Source organism: Roseinatronobacter alkalisoli, assembly GCF_028745735.1.
Lineage (GTDB): Bacteria > Pseudomonadota > Alphaproteobacteria > Rhodobacterales > Rhodobacteraceae > Roseinatronobacter > Roseinatronobacter alkalisoli.
In genome coordinates this window covers 159530-176379 of sequence record NZ_JAQZSM010000006.1, presented here as the reverse complement: position 1 = coordinate 176379, position 16850 = coordinate 159530, and the positions used below count along the sequence as shown (strand labels likewise).

Genomic DNA, 16850 nt, shown 5'->3' with positions numbered 1-16850 from the left:
TAACAATGGCTTTCGTTCAAGTGGGAATGCGCATTTTTTGTATACCATTGTGCACAAAAGACGGTTTTTGGGGTGCAATGGGGCATTGTGACCTTCTGGTTGCGGATTTCGCATCCTCTCAAAACCTTGATTGGCGTGCGGCGGCAGACATGGTTAGATCGGACCATCCGATGACACTGGAAGGGAAAGACATGCGATTGGCGCCCGGCCCGAAAGCTGCTGTTTATGCCATGATCGGGATGGTGTTGGGATATGCATCCGTTGCCCAGGCGCAGACCAATCCCGTTGTGGTGGAACTCTATACATCGCAGGGTTGTGCCGCCTGTCCGCCCGCTGATGTGGTCCTGCGGGAACTGGCGGGGCGCGAAGATGTCATCGCGTTGGGCCTGCATGTGGATTACTGGGATTACATCGGTTGGGCCGACAGTTTCGGGCAGGCTGCGTTCAGCCGTCGCCAGCAGGTCTATGCACGCAACAATGGTCGCGCATCTGTCTATACGCCGCAGATGATCATTGGTGGCCGCGATGAAGCGAAGGGATCGGCCTCCATGCGGGTCATGGGGCTTATTCAGGATCAACTGGCGCAGGCCGGGTCTGATTCGCGGGTCACGGTTTCCATCAGCAGCGGGGCTGATCCGCATATACGTATTGAGGCGCGTTCAGATCAGGCGTTGAAGCCTGCCGCCGATATTCAGCTTGTGCGCTATCGCGATACCGCGCAGGTGGAAATCACCGGCGGCGAGAATGAAGGGCGCACGATCACCTATCATAATATTGTCACCGATTGGCAGGTGATCGCGCAATGGGACGGCGTGCGGCCTTTTCAGCGTGAGATTGCACTGGATGAGGCGGGGCCTGTGGTTGTCATCATACAGGAAGGCGGACAGGGGCCGATTCTGGCGGCCGCGCGCGCGCGCTGATGCCAGTCTTCGCTTTTCGCTTTCCGGCCTGAAACGGGTATCGGCGGGGCGGGCCTAGGGGTCCGCCCCGCGCTTTTGCGGTGTGCGGATACCTGCTTCTGCCCCGGAACTGACCGCTTTGCGATTCCTTGAGATATGATCCTGCGCTATACGCGGCTAGGGTAATGCCTGGGCGCGCAAGCGGCTGTCTGCGTAACATCTGTGGTGCGGCCCTCATCCGAATCGCTTTCAATTATCTGCCCTTGGCCATACTGTCTTGCGCAGTTTACAGTATCTGGAGTGTGGCCGAAGTGCGCAGGATTGACCGATATCTTCTGGTTCAGTTGCTGACAGTTTTTGCCTTCTTCTCGCTGGTGCTGATTTCGGTTTACTGGGTCAACCGCGCGGCTCGGCTGTTTGATGCGATTGTCGGTGATGGCCAGAGTTTCTGGGTTTTTCTGGAACTTTCGGCGCTGACTCTGCCCAATGTCATCCGTGTGGTTCTGCCGCTTTCCGCTTTTGCTGCAGCCGTGTATGTGGCCATGCGCATGACGCGCGACAATGAACTGGTTGTGTTGCAGGGGACGGGGCTGTCATATGCGCGCATGTTGCGGTCTGTGGCGATATTCGGGCTGGTGGTCGCGCTGATGCTGGCATTCCTGATGCATGTGCTGATGCCACTGTCGCGGATGCAACTGGCAGAACGCCAGGTCCAGATCGCCGAGAATATTTCCACACGTCTGCTGCGCGCAGGAGAATTCCTGCAACCTGCCGACGGGGTTGTGGTTTTTCTGCGCGAGATCACACCAGAAGGCAAACTTGTCGATGTGTTCCTGTCCGATTCCAGAACCACAGGAACGCGCGTTGAATACAGTGCAAGTTCCGCGCTTCTGGTGCCCGGCGGGCAGGGGCCGGCACTGGTGATGCTGGACGGGGTTGCGCTGATCTATCGTGATGGGCCGGACCGTCTGGGCACATTGAGTTTCGATGAACTCACCTTTGATGTGGGCGGGCTGGTCGGTCCGGCGGGGCGGCGCGCGGATGTACGCGAACTGCCGACGAATCTGCTGCTGTCGCCCGATTCTGATGAAATGGCCGCCCTAGGAATTACCCTGCCCGAAATTCGCTTTGAACTGGCCAGCCGCTTTGCGCAGCCTTTGCTTGCGGTCATGACTTCGATGATCGGGTTTGTGGCTATCTGTCTGGGCCAGTTCAGCCGGCTTGGGGTGTGGCGGCAGGTTCTTGGCGCAATCATTGTGCTGGCATTGGTCCAGCTGGCGGGCAACGCGGCATCGGGATTCGCATTGCGCAATGCCGCGCTGGCATGGCTGGCCTTCGTGCCTGTCGGTCTGGGCGGGGGCGTGGTGGCGGGCATGCTGTGGTGGGCCAGCCGTTCGCGCGGCACAGGGTGGACCGCGCGCGCCCGCGCAGGAGGGGCGGCATGACACTTGATCTGTATCTGATCCGGCGTTTGCTGGCGGCCTTCATCATGGTCCTGGGCGTCTTTGTCGGCATGCTGCTGTTGCTGGACATGGTTGAACAGATGCGTCGCTTCAGCGGCTACTCCGCAGGGATGGGCCGGATTCTGCACCTGTCGGCGTTGAACACCCCAGAGGCGCTTTACGAAATTGCGCCGCTGGTGCTGATGCTGGCTGCGATGTGGGTGGCGCTGGCATGGTCGCGCAGTTCGGAGTTTGTGGTCATCCGCGCGGCGGGGCGGTCGGTCCCGCGACTGATTGTTGTGCCCGCGCTGGCGTTTCTGGTGCTGAGCAGTATTTTCGTCGGTGTCATGAACCCGCTGGTGGCCAGTACGGCACGCGAATATAACCGCGCCCAGGCGCAGTTGCGGGGCGATCCGGGCAGTGCCGTTATCATCAGCGGGCAGGATGTCTGGCTGCGTCAGGCCGATGTGCTGGGCCAGACGGTCATCCACGCGCCGCGCGCTGCAGAAACGGGTACCATCCTTTATGACGCGACCTTTCTGATATTTCATGCCAATGACGGGTTGTCGCTGCGGTTGCGTGCCGCGCGCGCTGAATTGCAGCAAGGGGCGTGGCATTTGCATCAGGTCAAGCAATGGCGCCTGTCCGACATGAACCCCGAACAGGACGCCACCGAAAGCCCGCGCGTAAGCCTGCCCACCGACCTGACACCTGAACAGATAAGGGACAGCTTCGCGCAGGTGCGCACTGTCCCGCTGATGCAGCTACCCGGTTTCATCGCGGCCTTGGAACGGGCGGGATTTGCCGCGCTGGAACACCGCATGCGGCTGAACATGGAATTGGCGCTGCCGGTTCTGATGACCGGGATGATGTTGCTGGCCTTCGGGTTGTGTATTCACCACCCCCGCGCGGGTGGCGCAGGAATTCGGGCATTGATCACGATTCTGGCTGGATTCACCTTGTTCTTTCTGCGTAACTTTGCGCAGGTTTTGGGGGAAACCGGACAGGTGACAGTCATGCTTGCCGCGTGGGGGCCGCCTGTCGCAACATTGCTGCTTGCAGTCGGATTGCTGCTGAATCTGGAGGAAGGCTGATGCCTCGGGCCTGCCCGCAACATCGCCGGGAATTGCGTTCTGTCGCGCGGTCGGGCTGCGCCGCGCTGGTTCTGGCCTGCGCGCTGGCGCTGGCGGCACCACTGCCGGTATCGGCGCAGGTGGATGGGCCGGAACAGGGGTTTGCGACACTGGTTGCCGACCGCCTGTATCTGGATGGTCCGCACCGGCTGATTGCCGAAGGCAATGTCGAAGCGCTGTCGGGTCAGACACGCATGCGCGCCACACGCATCATCTATGACCGCCAGTCCGGCGCATTGCAGATCGAAGGACCGCTGACCCTCAGGGAAGGGGACAGGGTGCTGGTGCTGGCCGATGCTGCGGAAATGCATGACGGGTTCCGGCGCGGCCTGATCCGGTCTGCGCGCGTCATCCTGGATCAGCAGTTGCAGATCGCAGCGCATCAGGTGGAACGTGTCGATGACCGGTTCACCCAGATGAATTCGGTCATCGCATCGGCATGTGAAATCTGTGAGGAAACGCAGACCCCCCTATGGGAGGTGCGCGCCTCTCGGGTGGTGCATGACCAGCAGGAACAGCAGATCTATTTCGAGAATGCGCAGTTCCGCCTGTTTGGTCTGCCGGTCGCATATCTGCCGCGCCTGCGCGTGCCCGATCCGGGGCTTGACCGTGCGACAGGCTGGCTTAGCCCGCGTTTTTCGCTGGATACAGGGCATGGTGTCGGGCTGCGCGCGCCGTATTTCATTGCGATTTCGCATGACAAGGATCTGACGCTGACGCCTTTTCTTGCGTCCAAAGGGTCGCGTGCGCTGGAACTGCGCTACCGGCAGGCATTTGCCACGGGAATGCTGGAACTGGGCGGGCTGGTCGCGCGCGATTCCATTCGCCCGGGGTCAACGCGGGCCATGGGCTATACCCGTGGGGAATTCGTGCTGGGGCGCGGATATGAGTTGTCCTTCAACCTGATCAAAGTGTCCGACCGCCAGCTTCTGGAAGATTATGATCGTTCTGAAGCGCAACTGGCATCGGATATCACGCTTGAACGTGTGCGCCGGGACGAGCGTATTCGGCTGCAGGCGCTGCAATTCCGGTCGCTGCGGCTGGTGGATAACAACCGCGAATTGCCCAATCAGATCGGGCAGGCCGTGTATGAACGCCGCTTTGACATGCCCGGGCTCGGCGGTGTAGCCGGACTGCGATTCGAGGTTCACAGTCATTCACGCCGCAGACCGTTGGCCGCTGATGTGAAATCCGTTGCACGCTTCAGCGCCGATCTGGACTGGCGGCGCGATGCGATCCTTCCCGCTGGGGTGGTGGGCACGCTGGGTGTCAATCTGGGGGTGGATCACTTCGCCATATCGCCGGGTTCGACAGCTTTCGCGAAATCGACCACCCGCGTTGTTCCGACTGCCATGGCAGAATTGCGCTGGCCATTGGTGCGCGCCACATCTGGGGGGGCGGTCCATGTTGTGGAACCTGTGGCGCAGGTCATCTGGGGGCGGGACCGCGTTGATGCATTGCCGAATGATATCAGCAGCATGCCCGAACTGGACGAAGGCAATCTGTTCAGCCACAGCAGGTTTGCCGCGCGCGACCAGCGCGAAATGGGACTGCGCGCCAATCTGGGGCTAAGCTGGACGCGCCATGACCCCCAGGGCTGGTCCGGCACATTGACCCTTGGCCGCATCTGGCGCAAGACCGACCTTGGCCAGTTTTCACCGCAATCGGCATTGGCGGGGCGGCGGTCGGACTGGTTGCTGGTCAGTTCGCTTGACACTGATCAGGGCCTGACGCTGAGCAATCGCGCGTTGTTCAATTCCGATTTCCGCCTGACGCGCAACGCGCTGGAACTGGACTGGAGCACGCCGGATTATTCGATTTCCACTACATATATGCATATCCGCCCCGATCTTGCGGAAAACCGCCCGGCAAAGGCCGCGGAATGGTCGCTGGACGGATCGCGGGCACTGGACGAATACTGGACGGCCAGCGTAAACTGGCGGTACGACATTGCGCGCAACCGCGCCGCGCGCGTCGGGGCTGGGCTGACGTTTGAGAATGAATGTCTGCGCATGCAAATGGAGGTGGAGCGCCGTTTCGCCTCTGCCATAACAGCGGGGGATACGACCAGCTTCGGGCTGAGCATTGATGTGCTGGGGGTTGGCGGCAACCCGTCACGGGCGCGCAGGGGCTGTTCCGGTGGATAGGGACAGACCGCGCGTCCGTCATCCGGCTGTGTCGGCGGGCAGTATGACAACCTGTCTGCCCGCTGATGACAGCGCATGGATGACAAGGCCGCGCTTGTGATGTATGCCAGCGAATAAGTGACCATGATTTATGCAGACCAACCGAACGGACCTGACCTGATGCGTTTTTTCACTTCTTCCATCGTTTCGCGGCTTGGCATTGTCATGATGCTATGTGTCGGGGCGGGGCTTTACACCGCCACTGCTGCGCAGGCACAGGGAATGTTTGCACCTGCGCGCAAGGTCAATGACAGGATCATCACCAATTATGATGTGTCCCAGCGCATTGCCTTTCTGGAATTGCTGAATGTCGGCGCGGCCGATATGCGCCAGGAAGCGCTGTCGCGCCTGACCGAAGAAGCCGTGCAGATGGACTATGCGCGCCGCAAGGGCCTGCGCGTAACCAGTGACGAAGTGTCCGAAGGCGTGGCCGAATTTGCCGCGCGCGTGGAACTGACCGCGGAAGAAGTGCTTAATGTGCTGGCCCAGGGTGGCGTGGATCTGGACAGCTTCCGGCAATTCGTAAGCGTGGGTCTGTTATGGCGCAAAATCGCGGAGCGCGAGTTTCCGGGGCTGGTTGCCGTTTCGGACAGTGACGTTGCGCGCGCCCGTGATGTTGCCGCCATTCGCGGCACGACACGGGTTCTGATTTCGGAGATATTCCTGCCAAGCGATCCCGAATTCGCCGATGCCGTAGGCCAGATCATGGACATGATCGCCGCCGCGCGCAGTGCGGAGGAATTTTCCGCCATTGCGCGCGAATTCTCGCTTGCCGGGTCACGCGATCAGGGCGGGCGTCTGGACTGGCTGCCGCTGGAAAACCTGCCGGGTAATATTGCAGGCCCGATATCTGCGGCCAGCCCCGGTGAAATTATCGGTCCGTTGGAACTGAGCGGCGCATTTGCCTATTTCCAGCTGCGTTCCCGTGACAGCACGCGCAATATACCTGCTGATCAGATTGAACTGACCTATAAGCGTCTGCTGCTTCCCGGGGGGCGCAGCGAAGCAAATCTTGAACGTGTGGCGCGCATTCGCGCAGAAGTGCGCAGCTGCGCCGAACTGGGTGGTTTTGCCCGCGACCTGAGTGATGACGCCCTGAGCGAGCGCACAGAATTGCAACGCAACATCCCGCAATCCGATGCCGTTGAACTGGCGCGTCTGGACCGGAACGAAGTATCCGCAAACACTGTCGAGGGTAATAATCTGGTGGTGTTGATGCTGTGCGCACGCGAGTTGCAGTTCGATGACCGCCCCGGCACCAACCAGTTGCGCGATATTCTGTTCGATCAATGGATTGGGCGCATGGCGGATGTCAAACTACAGGAACTTGTCGCCGATGCAGAGATTCGCGACTACTGACACCGGACCCACCATTCGTCCGATGCCTGCTGAAGGGCGCGCGCTGATCTGAACCAGATAATACCCGCATGCGGGGGCGTCCTGTCGGGTGAAACTGCAAGGCCGCTTAAATCAGGGGTAGAACGGTTGGGTCATGGACTACGCCGCACCATCTGCGGGCCGCAGCAGGACAGAACTGCGGCGCGTGCGGGTTTTGCTGCGCGCGCCGCGAGTTTCAACACCCGGCACCTGCGGGTTTCACACTGACCGCATCATGTGTGGGGCGCTATTGATCGTCGTCAGAAGATCGCGCGCCGCGTTCGCGGTAGGGGGTGGTGTTGTAATGCGCCCGGTAGCACTTTGAGAAATGCGAAGGTGACGTGAACCCGGACGCAAGCGCCACATTTATCACGCTCATATCGGTTTGCATCAGCAGGTTGCGGGCGCGTTCAAGGCGCAATTCGGTGTAGTAACGCTTCGGGCTGCGGTTCAGATAGCGGCGGAACAGGCGTTCAAGCTGGCGGGTGGACATATCCACATCCTGCGCCAGTTCGGCGGGGCTGATCGGGTCTTCGATATGGCTTTCCATGATTTCGATCACGCGGGCAAGCTTCGGGTGCCGCACGCCAATGCGCGCCGGGATCGACAGACGTTGCGTGTCGCGGTTTGTGCGGATCGAGGAATAGATCAACTGGTCCGCCACGGAATTCGCCAACGGGCTGCCATGCTCGTTGGCGATCATGGTCAGCATCATGTCCAGCGCGGCCATGCCGCCCGCTGATGTCACGCGCGTTCCGTCGATCACAAAAACCGATCTTGTCAGGTCAATCTCGGGGAAATCCTCGGCGAAGCCGGTGTGGTTTTCCCAATGGATGGTCGCGCGCCGGTTATCCAGCAGCCCGGCCTTGGCCAGTGCCCAGCCGCCGGTGCAGATGCCGCCGATCACATTGCCATAGCGGGCACGTTTGCGCAGCCATGCAAGGATTGCCGGGCTGGTTGCCCGATTCGCATCAACTCCACCACAGACGATGACCACCGCTTCCTTGTGCAGATCGTCCATGCCGGTATGCACACTGACCTGTGTTCCGTTGGAACAGGTGACAGGCTGTCCGGTGTCGCTGATCAACTGCCATGTATATAGCGTTTTCCCCGCAACGCGATTTGCAAGGCGCAAGGGTTCAATCGCCGCAGAAAATGCGATCAGCGTGAATCTGTCCAGCAACAGGAAAGCGAAATGGCGCGGCAACGTGGGGTTGGATTGTGCCTGTGCCTGGGGGGTGCTTGTGGCTGCCGGGGCTTGGGTCTTGGGTTTTGCCATCTTTGATGCTGTATGGTCCGGATGAATGTCGATGGACACAATCAGCTTTCATTCGATGTGACAAGTCCAATCGTGTTTGCATACCCGCGCTGGCCTACGTATAGATGCATCTGCGGCGCGACCGCTAACACATCGGATTAAGATAACACCGGAGGGTGCCATGACCAATGGCTGGACGAAATCGACCTGGCGCAACAAGCCCCGGATCCAGATGCCCGATTATCCGGATCAGCAGGTGCTGGCCAATGTTGAATCGCAGTTGTCAAAATATCCGCCGCTGGTATTTGCAGGCGAAGTGCGCGCGCTGAAGCGCAAGCTTGGGGCCGCAGCCCGTGGCGAGGCATTCCTGCTGCAAGGTGGCGACTGCGCCGAAAGTTTTTCCGAATTCACCGCTGACAGTATCCGCGACACATTCAAGGTGTTGTTGCAGATGGCCATCGTGCTGACTTATGGCGCGAAAGTGCCGGTTATCAAGGTTGGCCGGATGGCGGGCCAGTTCGCCAAGCCGCGATCGGCCCCCATGGAAACTGTCGGCGGGGTGGAACTGCCCAGCTATCGCGGCGATATCATCAACGGGTTCGACTTCACCGCCGAAGCGCGGATTCCCGACCCAAACCGCATGTTGCAGGCCTATACACAGGCGGCCGCCAGCCTGAACCTGCTGCGCGCCTTTTCCAAGGGCGGCTATGCCGATATGCACCGCGTCCATAACTGGACGCTGGGATTTGCCAGTGGCGAGAAGGCGGAACGCTACCGCGAAATGACGACCCGCATTTCGGACACGCTGGATTTTCTGACAGCAGCGGGAATCACCTCGGAAACCAACAGGGATCTGGCGGAGGTTGATTTTTTCACCAGCCATGAAGCCTTGCTGCTGGAATATGAAGAAGCGCTGTGCCGCATTGACTCGACATCCGGCATGCCGGTGGCGGGGTCAGGGCATCTGATCTGGATCGGTGACCGCACCCGCCAGCCTGACGGCGCGCATGTCGAATTCTGCACTGGGGTTCAGAACCCGATCGGGTTGAAATGCGGTCCGTCATTGTCCGCAGACGACCTGAAGGCACTGATGGCTAAGCTGAACCCGGACAATGAAGCAGGCCGTCTGACGCTGATCGCGCGATTTGGCGCAGGTGCTGTGGGCGACCATCTACCGCGCCTGATCAAGGCTGTGCAGGAAGAAGGCGCGAATGTGCTTTGGACCTGCGATCCGATGCATGGAAACACGATCAAATCTTCTACCGGATATAAGACCCGCCCGTTTGATTCGGTGTTGCGCGAAGTGCGTGAATTCTTTGCAGTGCATAATGCCGAAGGAACAATCCCGGGTGGCGTGCATTTCGAGATGACAGGCAAGGATGTGACCGAATGCACCGGCGGGTTACGGGCTGTGTCCGACGAAGACCTGTCACAACGCTATCACACCGCATGCGACCCACGGCTGAATGCCAGCCAGTCGTTGGAACTGGCGTTTCTGGTGGCGGAAGAACTTGTTGGCCGACGTGAGAAACTGGCGGCCGCGATGTAGCACGCGGCCCGCGCAACCGGGCTTCCCGCGGCGGCGGGGGCCTTGTTGGGGTGGTCTCCGCATCGACAAACGGATAATGGCGCCGCGGCATATGCCCGGCGCCATTTTTCATGTACCGCACGATCTGTGGCTTGTTCAGGCTTTGCCGCCCTGAATGACGCGCAGAAATGGTGCTGTCGTGGATTGCGGTTCTGGTGTCTGCGCTGGTTCTGGCATGATGACCGGTGCGCCAGGTCAAAACGGCGGGGCGCGCGGCCAATCTCTCCTTGGTGGCCGAAAACGCCCAGAATACGGGTGATATTCCCCTTGGTGTCGCATAGCGGCATCATGGCCAGCATGCCGTCCAGTTGGGGGCGGGCGAAACCTGCTTCGCCCTTCAGCGACAGTGACACGCGCGCGCCACGGCTGACCTGTTCGCAAGCCGTCATGATTTCTTCGCGCGCCGGGCCTGAAAACAGCGTTGTCAGGGGCATTCCGCGCATGTCCAGCCCGGTCAGTTCTTCAATGCGGTGCCCGATGATGCGCAAGCGGGCAACCCGTGGTGTCGCCAGTTCCGCTAGAAAAACATGCGGCAACACATCCGAAAGTGCGCGCGCGTCAATCAGCATCCGGTTCGGGGCCGCGCCGGTTTTCGGCAGCGATGCCCAATACGCGCAAACACGGTCGATGGTCCGGTATCCTGTGCTGTCGGTGTTTGCTGTCGCTGAAAAGGCGGTGGTGTCAGCAGTGGTGAATATGGTTTCGGTCATTGTGATACCTTTCAGCAGATGCAGCGCATGCTTTTGGCGTATGGCGTGGGAAGAACAGACCTTCCGGCTTTCTGCCGTGTTCATATTCTGGCAAGGTCTCTGAATAAGACATGAATAGCGCAAATTTTTCCCAATTTCTGCCACAATTTGAACAAATGGTTAACGCACGCGACGTCTGGGCCGGTTCGTCTGGCTGAACCGGAATATTTGACAAGGAAAATGCGCGATGCATTCAATGACAGGATTTGCCAGCAAATCCACGCTTACGACGATAGACGGAATTGAACTGGAACTGGAATGGGACATCCGTTCCGTGAACGGACGCGGGTTGGATATCCGTATGCGGCTTCCGGATGCTATTGGATTTATTGAGAAAAGCATCAGAACCAGGCTAAGCTCGGTTATTGCGCGGGGCAATGTCAGCGTGACATTGAAAATGCATATCCGCAATGTCGCGAATGTCGGCACGATTGACCACGACGCGCTGGATTCCGTGATGGCGGCCATGACCGCGGTTATGGCAAAGGCACAGGCCGTCGGCGTCAGATTGACTGAACCCTCGGCGCTGGATGTGCTGGGATGGCGCGCGGTATTGTCTGCCGGACAAGATTTCGCCGCAATTGATCTGGCAAAATTGGGCGAGATTGTGGCGCAGGATTTCGACCTGCTTCTGGATTGCTTCAATGCGATGCGGCATCAGGAAGGGCAAACGCTGGTTCAGGTGATCGCGGCGCAACTTGATCAGATCGGGGTGATGACTGTTGCTGCGCGCGCGCTGTTGCCCGAACGCAGGCAGGCCATGGCGGAGCATATGCGCAAAGCCATATTGCAACTGACCGACATGGCGCGGCCAGACAGCCTGCGCGTGGAGCAGGAACTGGCGCTGATCGCGGTCAAGGCCGATGTCACCGAAGAACTGGACAGGCTTGCCGCCCATTGTGATACTGCCCGGGAATTGCTGGAAACCGGCGGTCCGGCCGGGCGTAAGCTGGATTTCCTGACACAGGAATTCAACCGCGAGGCCAATACCCTGTGTTCCAAGGCGCAGCATCTTGGGCTAAGCCGGATTGGACTTGATCTGAAGGCTGTGATCGATCAGATGCGCGAGCAAGTTCAGAATCTGGAGTAGTAACCATGACGCGACGCGGCCTGCTGATCATCCTGTCATCCCCTTCCGGCGCCGGGAAATCAACATTGGCCAAGCGGTTGATGGCATGGGACCCGTCGATCCGGTTTTCGGTGTCGGCAACAACCCGTGCGCCGCGTCCGGGTGAGGTGGACGGGCGTGACTATTATTTCCGCACCCGTGCGGAGTTCACCGCGATGATTGATGCCGGGGAAATGCTGGAACATGCTGAAGTTTTTGGCAATTTCTATGGTTCGCCCAAAGGCCCGGTTGAAAATGCCATCGCGGAAGGGCGCGATACCTTGTTCGACATTGACTGGCAGGGCGGCCAGCAGGTGCGCAACTCGACCCTTGGCAAGGATGTGATCTCGGTTTTTGTGTTGCCGCCATCCATTAATGAGCTGGAATCGCGCCTGCGCGGACGTGCGCAGGACAGCGATGAGGTTATTGCCGGAAGGATGCAGAAATCACGCGATGAAATCAGCCATTGGGCGGAATATGATTATGTGCTGGTCAATGATGATCTGGACCAGACCGAAGCGGCGCTTTGCGGAATTATCCAGGCAGAGCGCCAGCGCCGCGAACGTCAGCCATGGCTGAATGATCTGGTGCGCACCCTGAATGCCGAATTCGAGGCCCGAAAAGCCTGATTGCGGTAATTTCCGTCCCTTTTGTTTACCTTTGGTTATGACCTGCGCGCTAGTATCAACACACACACCGCCAAAACGGGGGCGCGAATGTTGTTTCTTTCTATGCTGCTGGCCATTATCACCGGGTTGTTTGCGGCGGCATTGGTTTTCGCATCGGGATATGGCCTGATCTGGGCCTTCCTTGCTTATAGCCTGTTCGGGGCCGCGGGTTTTGTTCTGGCCGGGCTTGGTATGGGTGCGCGGGGGCATGGAGTCGCCTGAGCGGATGAATCTGTCGCGGGCGGCTTTGCTTTGCTGGCCTGCCTGTTGCATATTGCCGCAAAGCAACCAGCAGGGCAGGCCATCATGCAACACGATACTACGACCCGCAAAGCGCAGGCGCGCAATCTGGCCGCGATCCGACGCAATGCAGCGTTTCTGGATATTCAGGCCGCGCAGCAGGTGGCCGCAGCATCCCGCAGTTTCAGCGATTATCTGGCAGACATTTTTGGTGATCGGCTGGCGGATGTGACGCTGGCTGGATACATGCCGATGCGGTCAGAAATAAGCCCGCTTGATATAATGGCAAACCACCCCGGACCAGTTGGTGTGCCGGTCATTTTGCGCGCGGGCACGCCACTGGAATTCCACCGCTGGACACCGCAGACCACGATGATTGAAGGGGCGTTCAAGGCCTTGATCCCGGCCAACGCGGATCCAGTCATTCCGCAAGCGCTGATCGTGCCTATGCTTGCCTTTGACAGGCGCGGGTATCGGTTGGGCTATGGGGGCGGGTTTTATGACCGGACGCTGGAAAAATTGCGCAGCGCCGGTCCCGTTCTGGCGGTCGGGCTGGCATTCGACGCCCAGATTTGTGACGATCTTCCGACTGAAGCCACGGACCAGCAGCTTGATGCGATCATTACCGGCAGCGGCGTCATCTGGACCAGAGGGTGATCATGCCGAATGAAAATGCAGGGCGGGGCTGAACCGTCAGGAATGCGCGCCAACAGCTTTTTCAGCGCATGATGCGCTTCGCAACTGTCATGAAGGATGTGCAGATATTCAAGGCACGCCCAACCGGCATATCGGGTTATTCGGCACCGATTCTGCGCTCAAACCCTTGTTCGTCCTCGTCCAGTTCGACAGGGGAAACGGGCGTCAGCGGAAATTCCTCTTCCGGCAGCCCCTCTCGGGACAGCAGCACAGCGACCGGGCGCGCGGCTGGTATATGGGAACACACGATCATCACAGCGACCATGAACGGTACTGCCAGGAACATGCCGGGAATACCCCAGACCGCCCCCCAGAATGCCAGCGAAATTATGATCCCGAAAGATGACAGGCGCAGCGTTTTCCCCATCAGCATGGGATCAATCACATTGCCCAGAAGAAATTGCGCCATGCCCGCCAACACGAAAATCAGCACTGCTGTCGAGGGTTCGGTAACCTGAATATACGCCACTAGCGTGACAACCAGCGTCGCGATGATGGACCCGACCGACGGAATGAAATTCAGCACGAAGGTCAACAGCCCCATGGCCGCCGCAAATTCGAGACCAAAGACCTTCATTATCATGAACACCACTGTCCCGGTGACGCTGCTGATCAATGTCTTGACCAGTAGGTAACGGTTAACCCGCCGGATGATTGACCCGATAATCGCATTTACACGCCGCGCCTGTGACTTGTCGGTCATCAGATTCTCAAGTTTCGTGTCAAACCAGACGCGCTCTGCGAACATGAAACCGACAAACAGGATAATCAGCACAGACTGGCTGAGGATGGTGCCGGCTTGCCCCGCAGCGGACCGCAGATAGCCGGAAATTTCAATGCTGCGCATGGTTTGCAGAACCGATTCTTCCACGTCCTCGCCCATCCAGGAAAACATCTGTGCGATCGCGCTTTGCGCATCATCGGCATAGGACAGCGTGGTGGTCAGCACTGTGTTGATCTGGGAAATCACCAGTCCAGCCAGCGTCAGCAACCCCGATGCAATAAGAAACACTGCCGCAACAGAGGCCAGCCAGTTCGTGATTCTGAAACTGCCAAATCGCAACCGCGAGATGGAATTGATCGCATCGGATGTCAGCGAAAACAAGATGATCGCGATTGCCAGAGCGATCAGGATGAATTTTGCCTGCACCAGCAGAAACAGAATCACCGCGAACGCGATAATGCCCATCAACCATGTTTGCAGCCTGAACTTTTCACCAAAGGTCAGGCGGTTTATGGTCGAAAGGCGCGGTGGTTCCGGTTGGTCTGACATCTGATTCCGAATGCCTGCATGAATGGCCGCCATATGCGATCTGGCCGAAGTATGGGCATGAATTCCAGAGGGCACAACCCCGCATCCCCGCGACCGGGTATCAACGGATGGGGTGTTTACGGATTTGCGCGCAGGATATAGGCAGCAATCGCATCCAGTTCGGATTTCTCCAGTTGCTGAAGGCTGGCAACGACATCTGCCATGGACCCGCCCACAACATCAAATGACGGGGTGAACCCGCTTTCCAGATATGCGCTGATGTCGAAATGTGTCCAGTCGAAATCCGGCCCGGCAATTGCCGGAATGCGCCCCTGACCCGAAGGGTTTGGCGCGCCCTGCAACCATTGGTTGGTGTCCAATGCGCCAAGGGCGTTGCGCGGAGTGTGGCATTCGGCGCAATGAGCCAGCGCTTCGGACAGGTAGCGCCCGCGCGTTTCCGCCTCATTCAGGTCGCCGGTGACGGTCCAGCCGTCATCCAGATACAGCGCCTTCCACAGGCCCAGACTGCGCCGGATGCTGAACGGAAAGGCCAGATCATGCCGCTGCGAGGGCGTTGCATCTGCGGGCAGGGTCATCATGAATGCATATAAATCCGCGATATCCTGCGGATCGGCCTTGATATAGGCGGTATAGGGAAAGGCGGGGTAGTAATGCTGCCCTTCGGGCGAAACACCGGCCATCACGGCATTCATGAAATCGTCCTGCGACCATTCACCTATGCCATGGGTGGGGTCGGGGCTGATATTGGGGGCGTAGAATGTGCCGAAATCGGACTGAAACGCCCGCCCGCCTGCCAGAACCCTTGGGTCGGCCTCCGTTCCTGGTTCCTTATGACATGATGCGCAGCCTGCGGCCAGAAACACGGCCTCTCCGTCTTGCGCATTGCCGGACAGTCCCGCGATACGGGCGGCAGATACCGGCGCGGGGGCGCTGACCCACCAAAGCGCTGCGGCAGTGGCGGCGCCAATCACGCCGGTCACGGTCAGTATCTTCAGGCCGGGCTTTCGGCTGCGCGAAAGGGCGTCTGGTCTGGTCATATCGATACACCATATGCAGGGTGTCCCGCGCGACGCAGCCGCACGGGCGTTCCGGTTCCGTCAGGGTGTGCTAACCGGCTTCGGCGCGATAGGTCTGATGACAGGCTTGGCATGCCGCGCCAAGCGCGCCCACAGCGGGACGCAATGCATCCAGACCGTCACCTGCGACTGCCTGTGCGCCTTCAGCTGCATCCTGAAGACCGGCAAACTTTACCATGAAATCATCAAGGTTTTCCCAGATCGCAGGCAGGGCACGGGTACCTTCCACGCTTTCCGCATCTGTTCCTTCCGGCCACAGGCGACTCTGGTTATGGCGGGTGACGTGGAACAGGTTATCGGCCGCAGTCTGGGCCAGTTCCGCATCATAATCAACGCGCCCCTGGGCCATGCCACCCAATAGTGCGAAATTATGCACGAAAAGGTTGAACTGACCCTGCCGCTGCTGGATTTCGGGATTTTCCTGCGCCAGAGCTGGCAAGGAAAAAACGGTACAAATCAGGCTGGCGCCTATGAATAAGCGTGGCTTCATGAATATCCCTCGTGTTGACAATTAATGCTGAACCCATCCTATGGCACGGTTCGGGAAGATCAACACACGGGCACGTGATCGCACGCTCAGGTGAAGCGCACTTTGCCGATATAGGGCAGGTTGCGGTTTCGCTGGGCATAATCAATGCCATAGCCGACAACAAATTCGTCCGGAATTTCGAACCCTGTCCATCTTGCGCGAATATCCGCTTCGCGCCGCGACGGTTTGTCCAGCAGCGCGCAGACTTCCAGCCGCGCGGGACTGCGGGCCAGCAACATCTGCAATACATGGCTCAGCGTGTAGCCGGTATCGACGATATCCTCGACAACCAGAACATCGCGCCCCGCGATCTTGCCGCTCAGATCTTTCAGAATCCGGACCTCGCGCGATGATTGTGTGGAACTGCCATAGCTGGAGGCTTCCAGAAAATCGACTTCCACTGGCAGGTCGATTTCGCGCACCAGATCGGCGATGAACACGAATGATCCGCGCAGCAACCCCACCACCACCAGTTTTTCGGTTCCCGCAAAGTCGCGGCTGATTTCCTTCGCCAGTTCTTCGACCCGTGCCGCGATTTGCTTGGCGCTGATCATCTGATCGATGACATAGGGTTTTTGCGTCATTTCGGCCTCTTGATTTTCCGGGCTGACTTTAGGACATGTGCACA

Annotated in this window: 16 protein-coding genes; 10 read left to right on the top strand and 6 right to left on the bottom strand. The window is 59.0% G+C overall.

The genetic code is table 11. The features are described 5' to 3' along the window. Nucleotides 1-149: 149 nt before the first annotated feature. From PUT78_RS09135 to PUT78_RS09115, 5 genes are all read left to right on the top strand, one after another. Nucleotides 150-920, top strand: coding sequence for a DUF1223 domain-containing protein (locus tag PUT78_RS09135; protein WP_274351942.1), 771 nt, complete (start codon nt 150-152; stop codon nt 918-920). Nucleotides 921-1210: 290 nt separating this feature from the next. Further along, nucleotides 1211-2344, top strand: a complete 1134-nt coding sequence (locus tag PUT78_RS09130) for an LptF/LptG family permease (protein WP_274351941.1) — start codon at nt 1211-1213, stop codon at nt 2342-2344. Then, entirely contained in the window at nt 2341-3435 is a 1095-nt protein-coding gene (gene lptG, locus PUT78_RS09125; protein WP_274351940.1) for an LPS export ABC transporter permease LptG, read from the top strand. The genes PUT78_RS09130 and lptG overlap by 4 nt, the downstream gene beginning before the upstream one ends. Next, nucleotides 3435-5621: an LPS-assembly protein LptD gene (locus PUT78_RS09120; RefSeq protein ID WP_274351939.1), complete on the top strand. Its 2187-nt coding sequence runs from the start codon at nt 3435-3437 to the stop codon at nt 5619-5621. The genes lptG and PUT78_RS09120 overlap by 1 nt, the downstream gene beginning before the upstream one ends. Before the next feature lie 159 nt (nt 5622-5780). Beyond that, on the top strand, nt 5781-7019 hold the full coding sequence (locus PUT78_RS09115) for a peptidylprolyl isomerase (RefSeq protein ID WP_274351938.1): 1239 nt from the start codon (nt 5781-5783) through the stop codon (nt 7017-7019). Nucleotides 7020-7284: 265 nt separating this feature from the next. On the opposite strand, the gene PUT78_RS09110 is transcribed toward PUT78_RS09115, so the two are convergent. Continuing rightward, nucleotides 7285-8316: a GlxA family transcriptional regulator gene (locus PUT78_RS09110; protein WP_274351937.1), complete on the bottom strand. Its 1032-nt coding sequence runs from the start codon at nt 8314-8316 to the stop codon at nt 7285-7287. A 160-nt stretch (nt 8317-8476) separates the two neighbouring features. Between PUT78_RS09110 and PUT78_RS09105 the strand changes: the two genes are divergently transcribed. Next, on the top strand, nt 8477-9844 hold the full coding sequence (locus PUT78_RS09105) for a class II 3-deoxy-7-phosphoheptulonate synthase (protein WP_274351936.1): 1368 nt from the start codon (nt 8477-8479) through the stop codon (nt 9842-9844). On the opposite strand, the gene PUT78_RS09100 is transcribed toward PUT78_RS09105, so the two are convergent. Further along, on the bottom strand, nt 9736-10593 hold the full coding sequence (locus tag PUT78_RS09100) for a PAS domain-containing protein (protein ID WP_274351935.1): 858 nt from the start codon (nt 10591-10593) through the stop codon (nt 9736-9738). The genes PUT78_RS09105 and PUT78_RS09100 overlap by 109 nt on opposite strands. A 226-nt stretch (nt 10594-10819) precedes the next feature. On the opposite strand from PUT78_RS09100, the gene PUT78_RS09095 reads away from it, so the two are divergent. The 4 genes from PUT78_RS09095 to PUT78_RS09080 all read left to right on the top strand — a co-directional run bounded on the left by PUT78_RS09095 (nt 10820) and on the right by PUT78_RS09080 (nt 13305). Beyond that, entirely contained in the window at nt 10820-11722 is a 903-nt protein-coding gene (locus PUT78_RS09095) for a YicC/YloC family endoribonuclease (RefSeq protein WP_274351934.1), read from the top strand. 5 nt (nt 11723-11727) lie between these two features. Then, the gene (gene gmk / locus PUT78_RS09090) at nt 11728-12369 is read left to right on the top strand and encodes a guanylate kinase (RefSeq protein WP_274351933.1); all 642 of its coding nucleotides are present in this window, start codon (nt 11728-11730) and stop codon (nt 12367-12369) included. A gap of 87 nt (nt 12370-12456) precedes the next feature. Next, complete coding sequence (locus PUT78_RS09085) at nt 12457-12630, top strand: hypothetical protein (RefSeq protein WP_274351932.1); 174 nt, start codon at nt 12457-12459, stop codon at nt 12628-12630. Between the two features lie 84 nt (nt 12631-12714). Next, nucleotides 12715-13305, top strand: coding sequence for a 5-formyltetrahydrofolate cyclo-ligase (locus PUT78_RS09080; protein WP_274351931.1), 591 nt, complete (start codon nt 12715-12717; stop codon nt 13303-13305). A gap of 136 nt (nt 13306-13441) precedes the next feature. On the opposite strand, the gene PUT78_RS09075 is transcribed toward PUT78_RS09080, so the two are convergent. The 4 genes from PUT78_RS09075 to hpt form a co-directional block, all read right to left on the bottom strand. Then, a complete protein-coding gene (locus tag PUT78_RS09075; protein WP_420793483.1) occupies nt 13442-14617 on the bottom strand; it encodes an AI-2E family transporter in 1176 nt (391 codons plus the stop codon). Nucleotides 14618-14733: 116 nt separating this feature from the next. Further along, nucleotides 14734-15654, bottom strand: coding sequence for a c-type cytochrome (locus PUT78_RS09070; RefSeq protein WP_274351930.1), 921 nt, complete (start codon nt 15652-15654; stop codon nt 14734-14736). A 70-nt stretch (nt 15655-15724) separates the two neighbouring features. Beyond that, on the bottom strand, nt 15725-16183 hold the full coding sequence (locus PUT78_RS09065; protein WP_274351929.1) for a c-type cytochrome: 459 nt from the start codon (nt 16181-16183) through the stop codon (nt 15725-15727). A gap of 86 nt (nt 16184-16269) precedes the next feature. After that, complete coding sequence (gene hpt / locus PUT78_RS09060) at nt 16270-16806, bottom strand: hypoxanthine phosphoribosyltransferase (RefSeq protein ID WP_274351928.1); 537 nt, start codon at nt 16804-16806, stop codon at nt 16270-16272. Nucleotides 16807-16850: the final 44 nt, after the last annotated feature.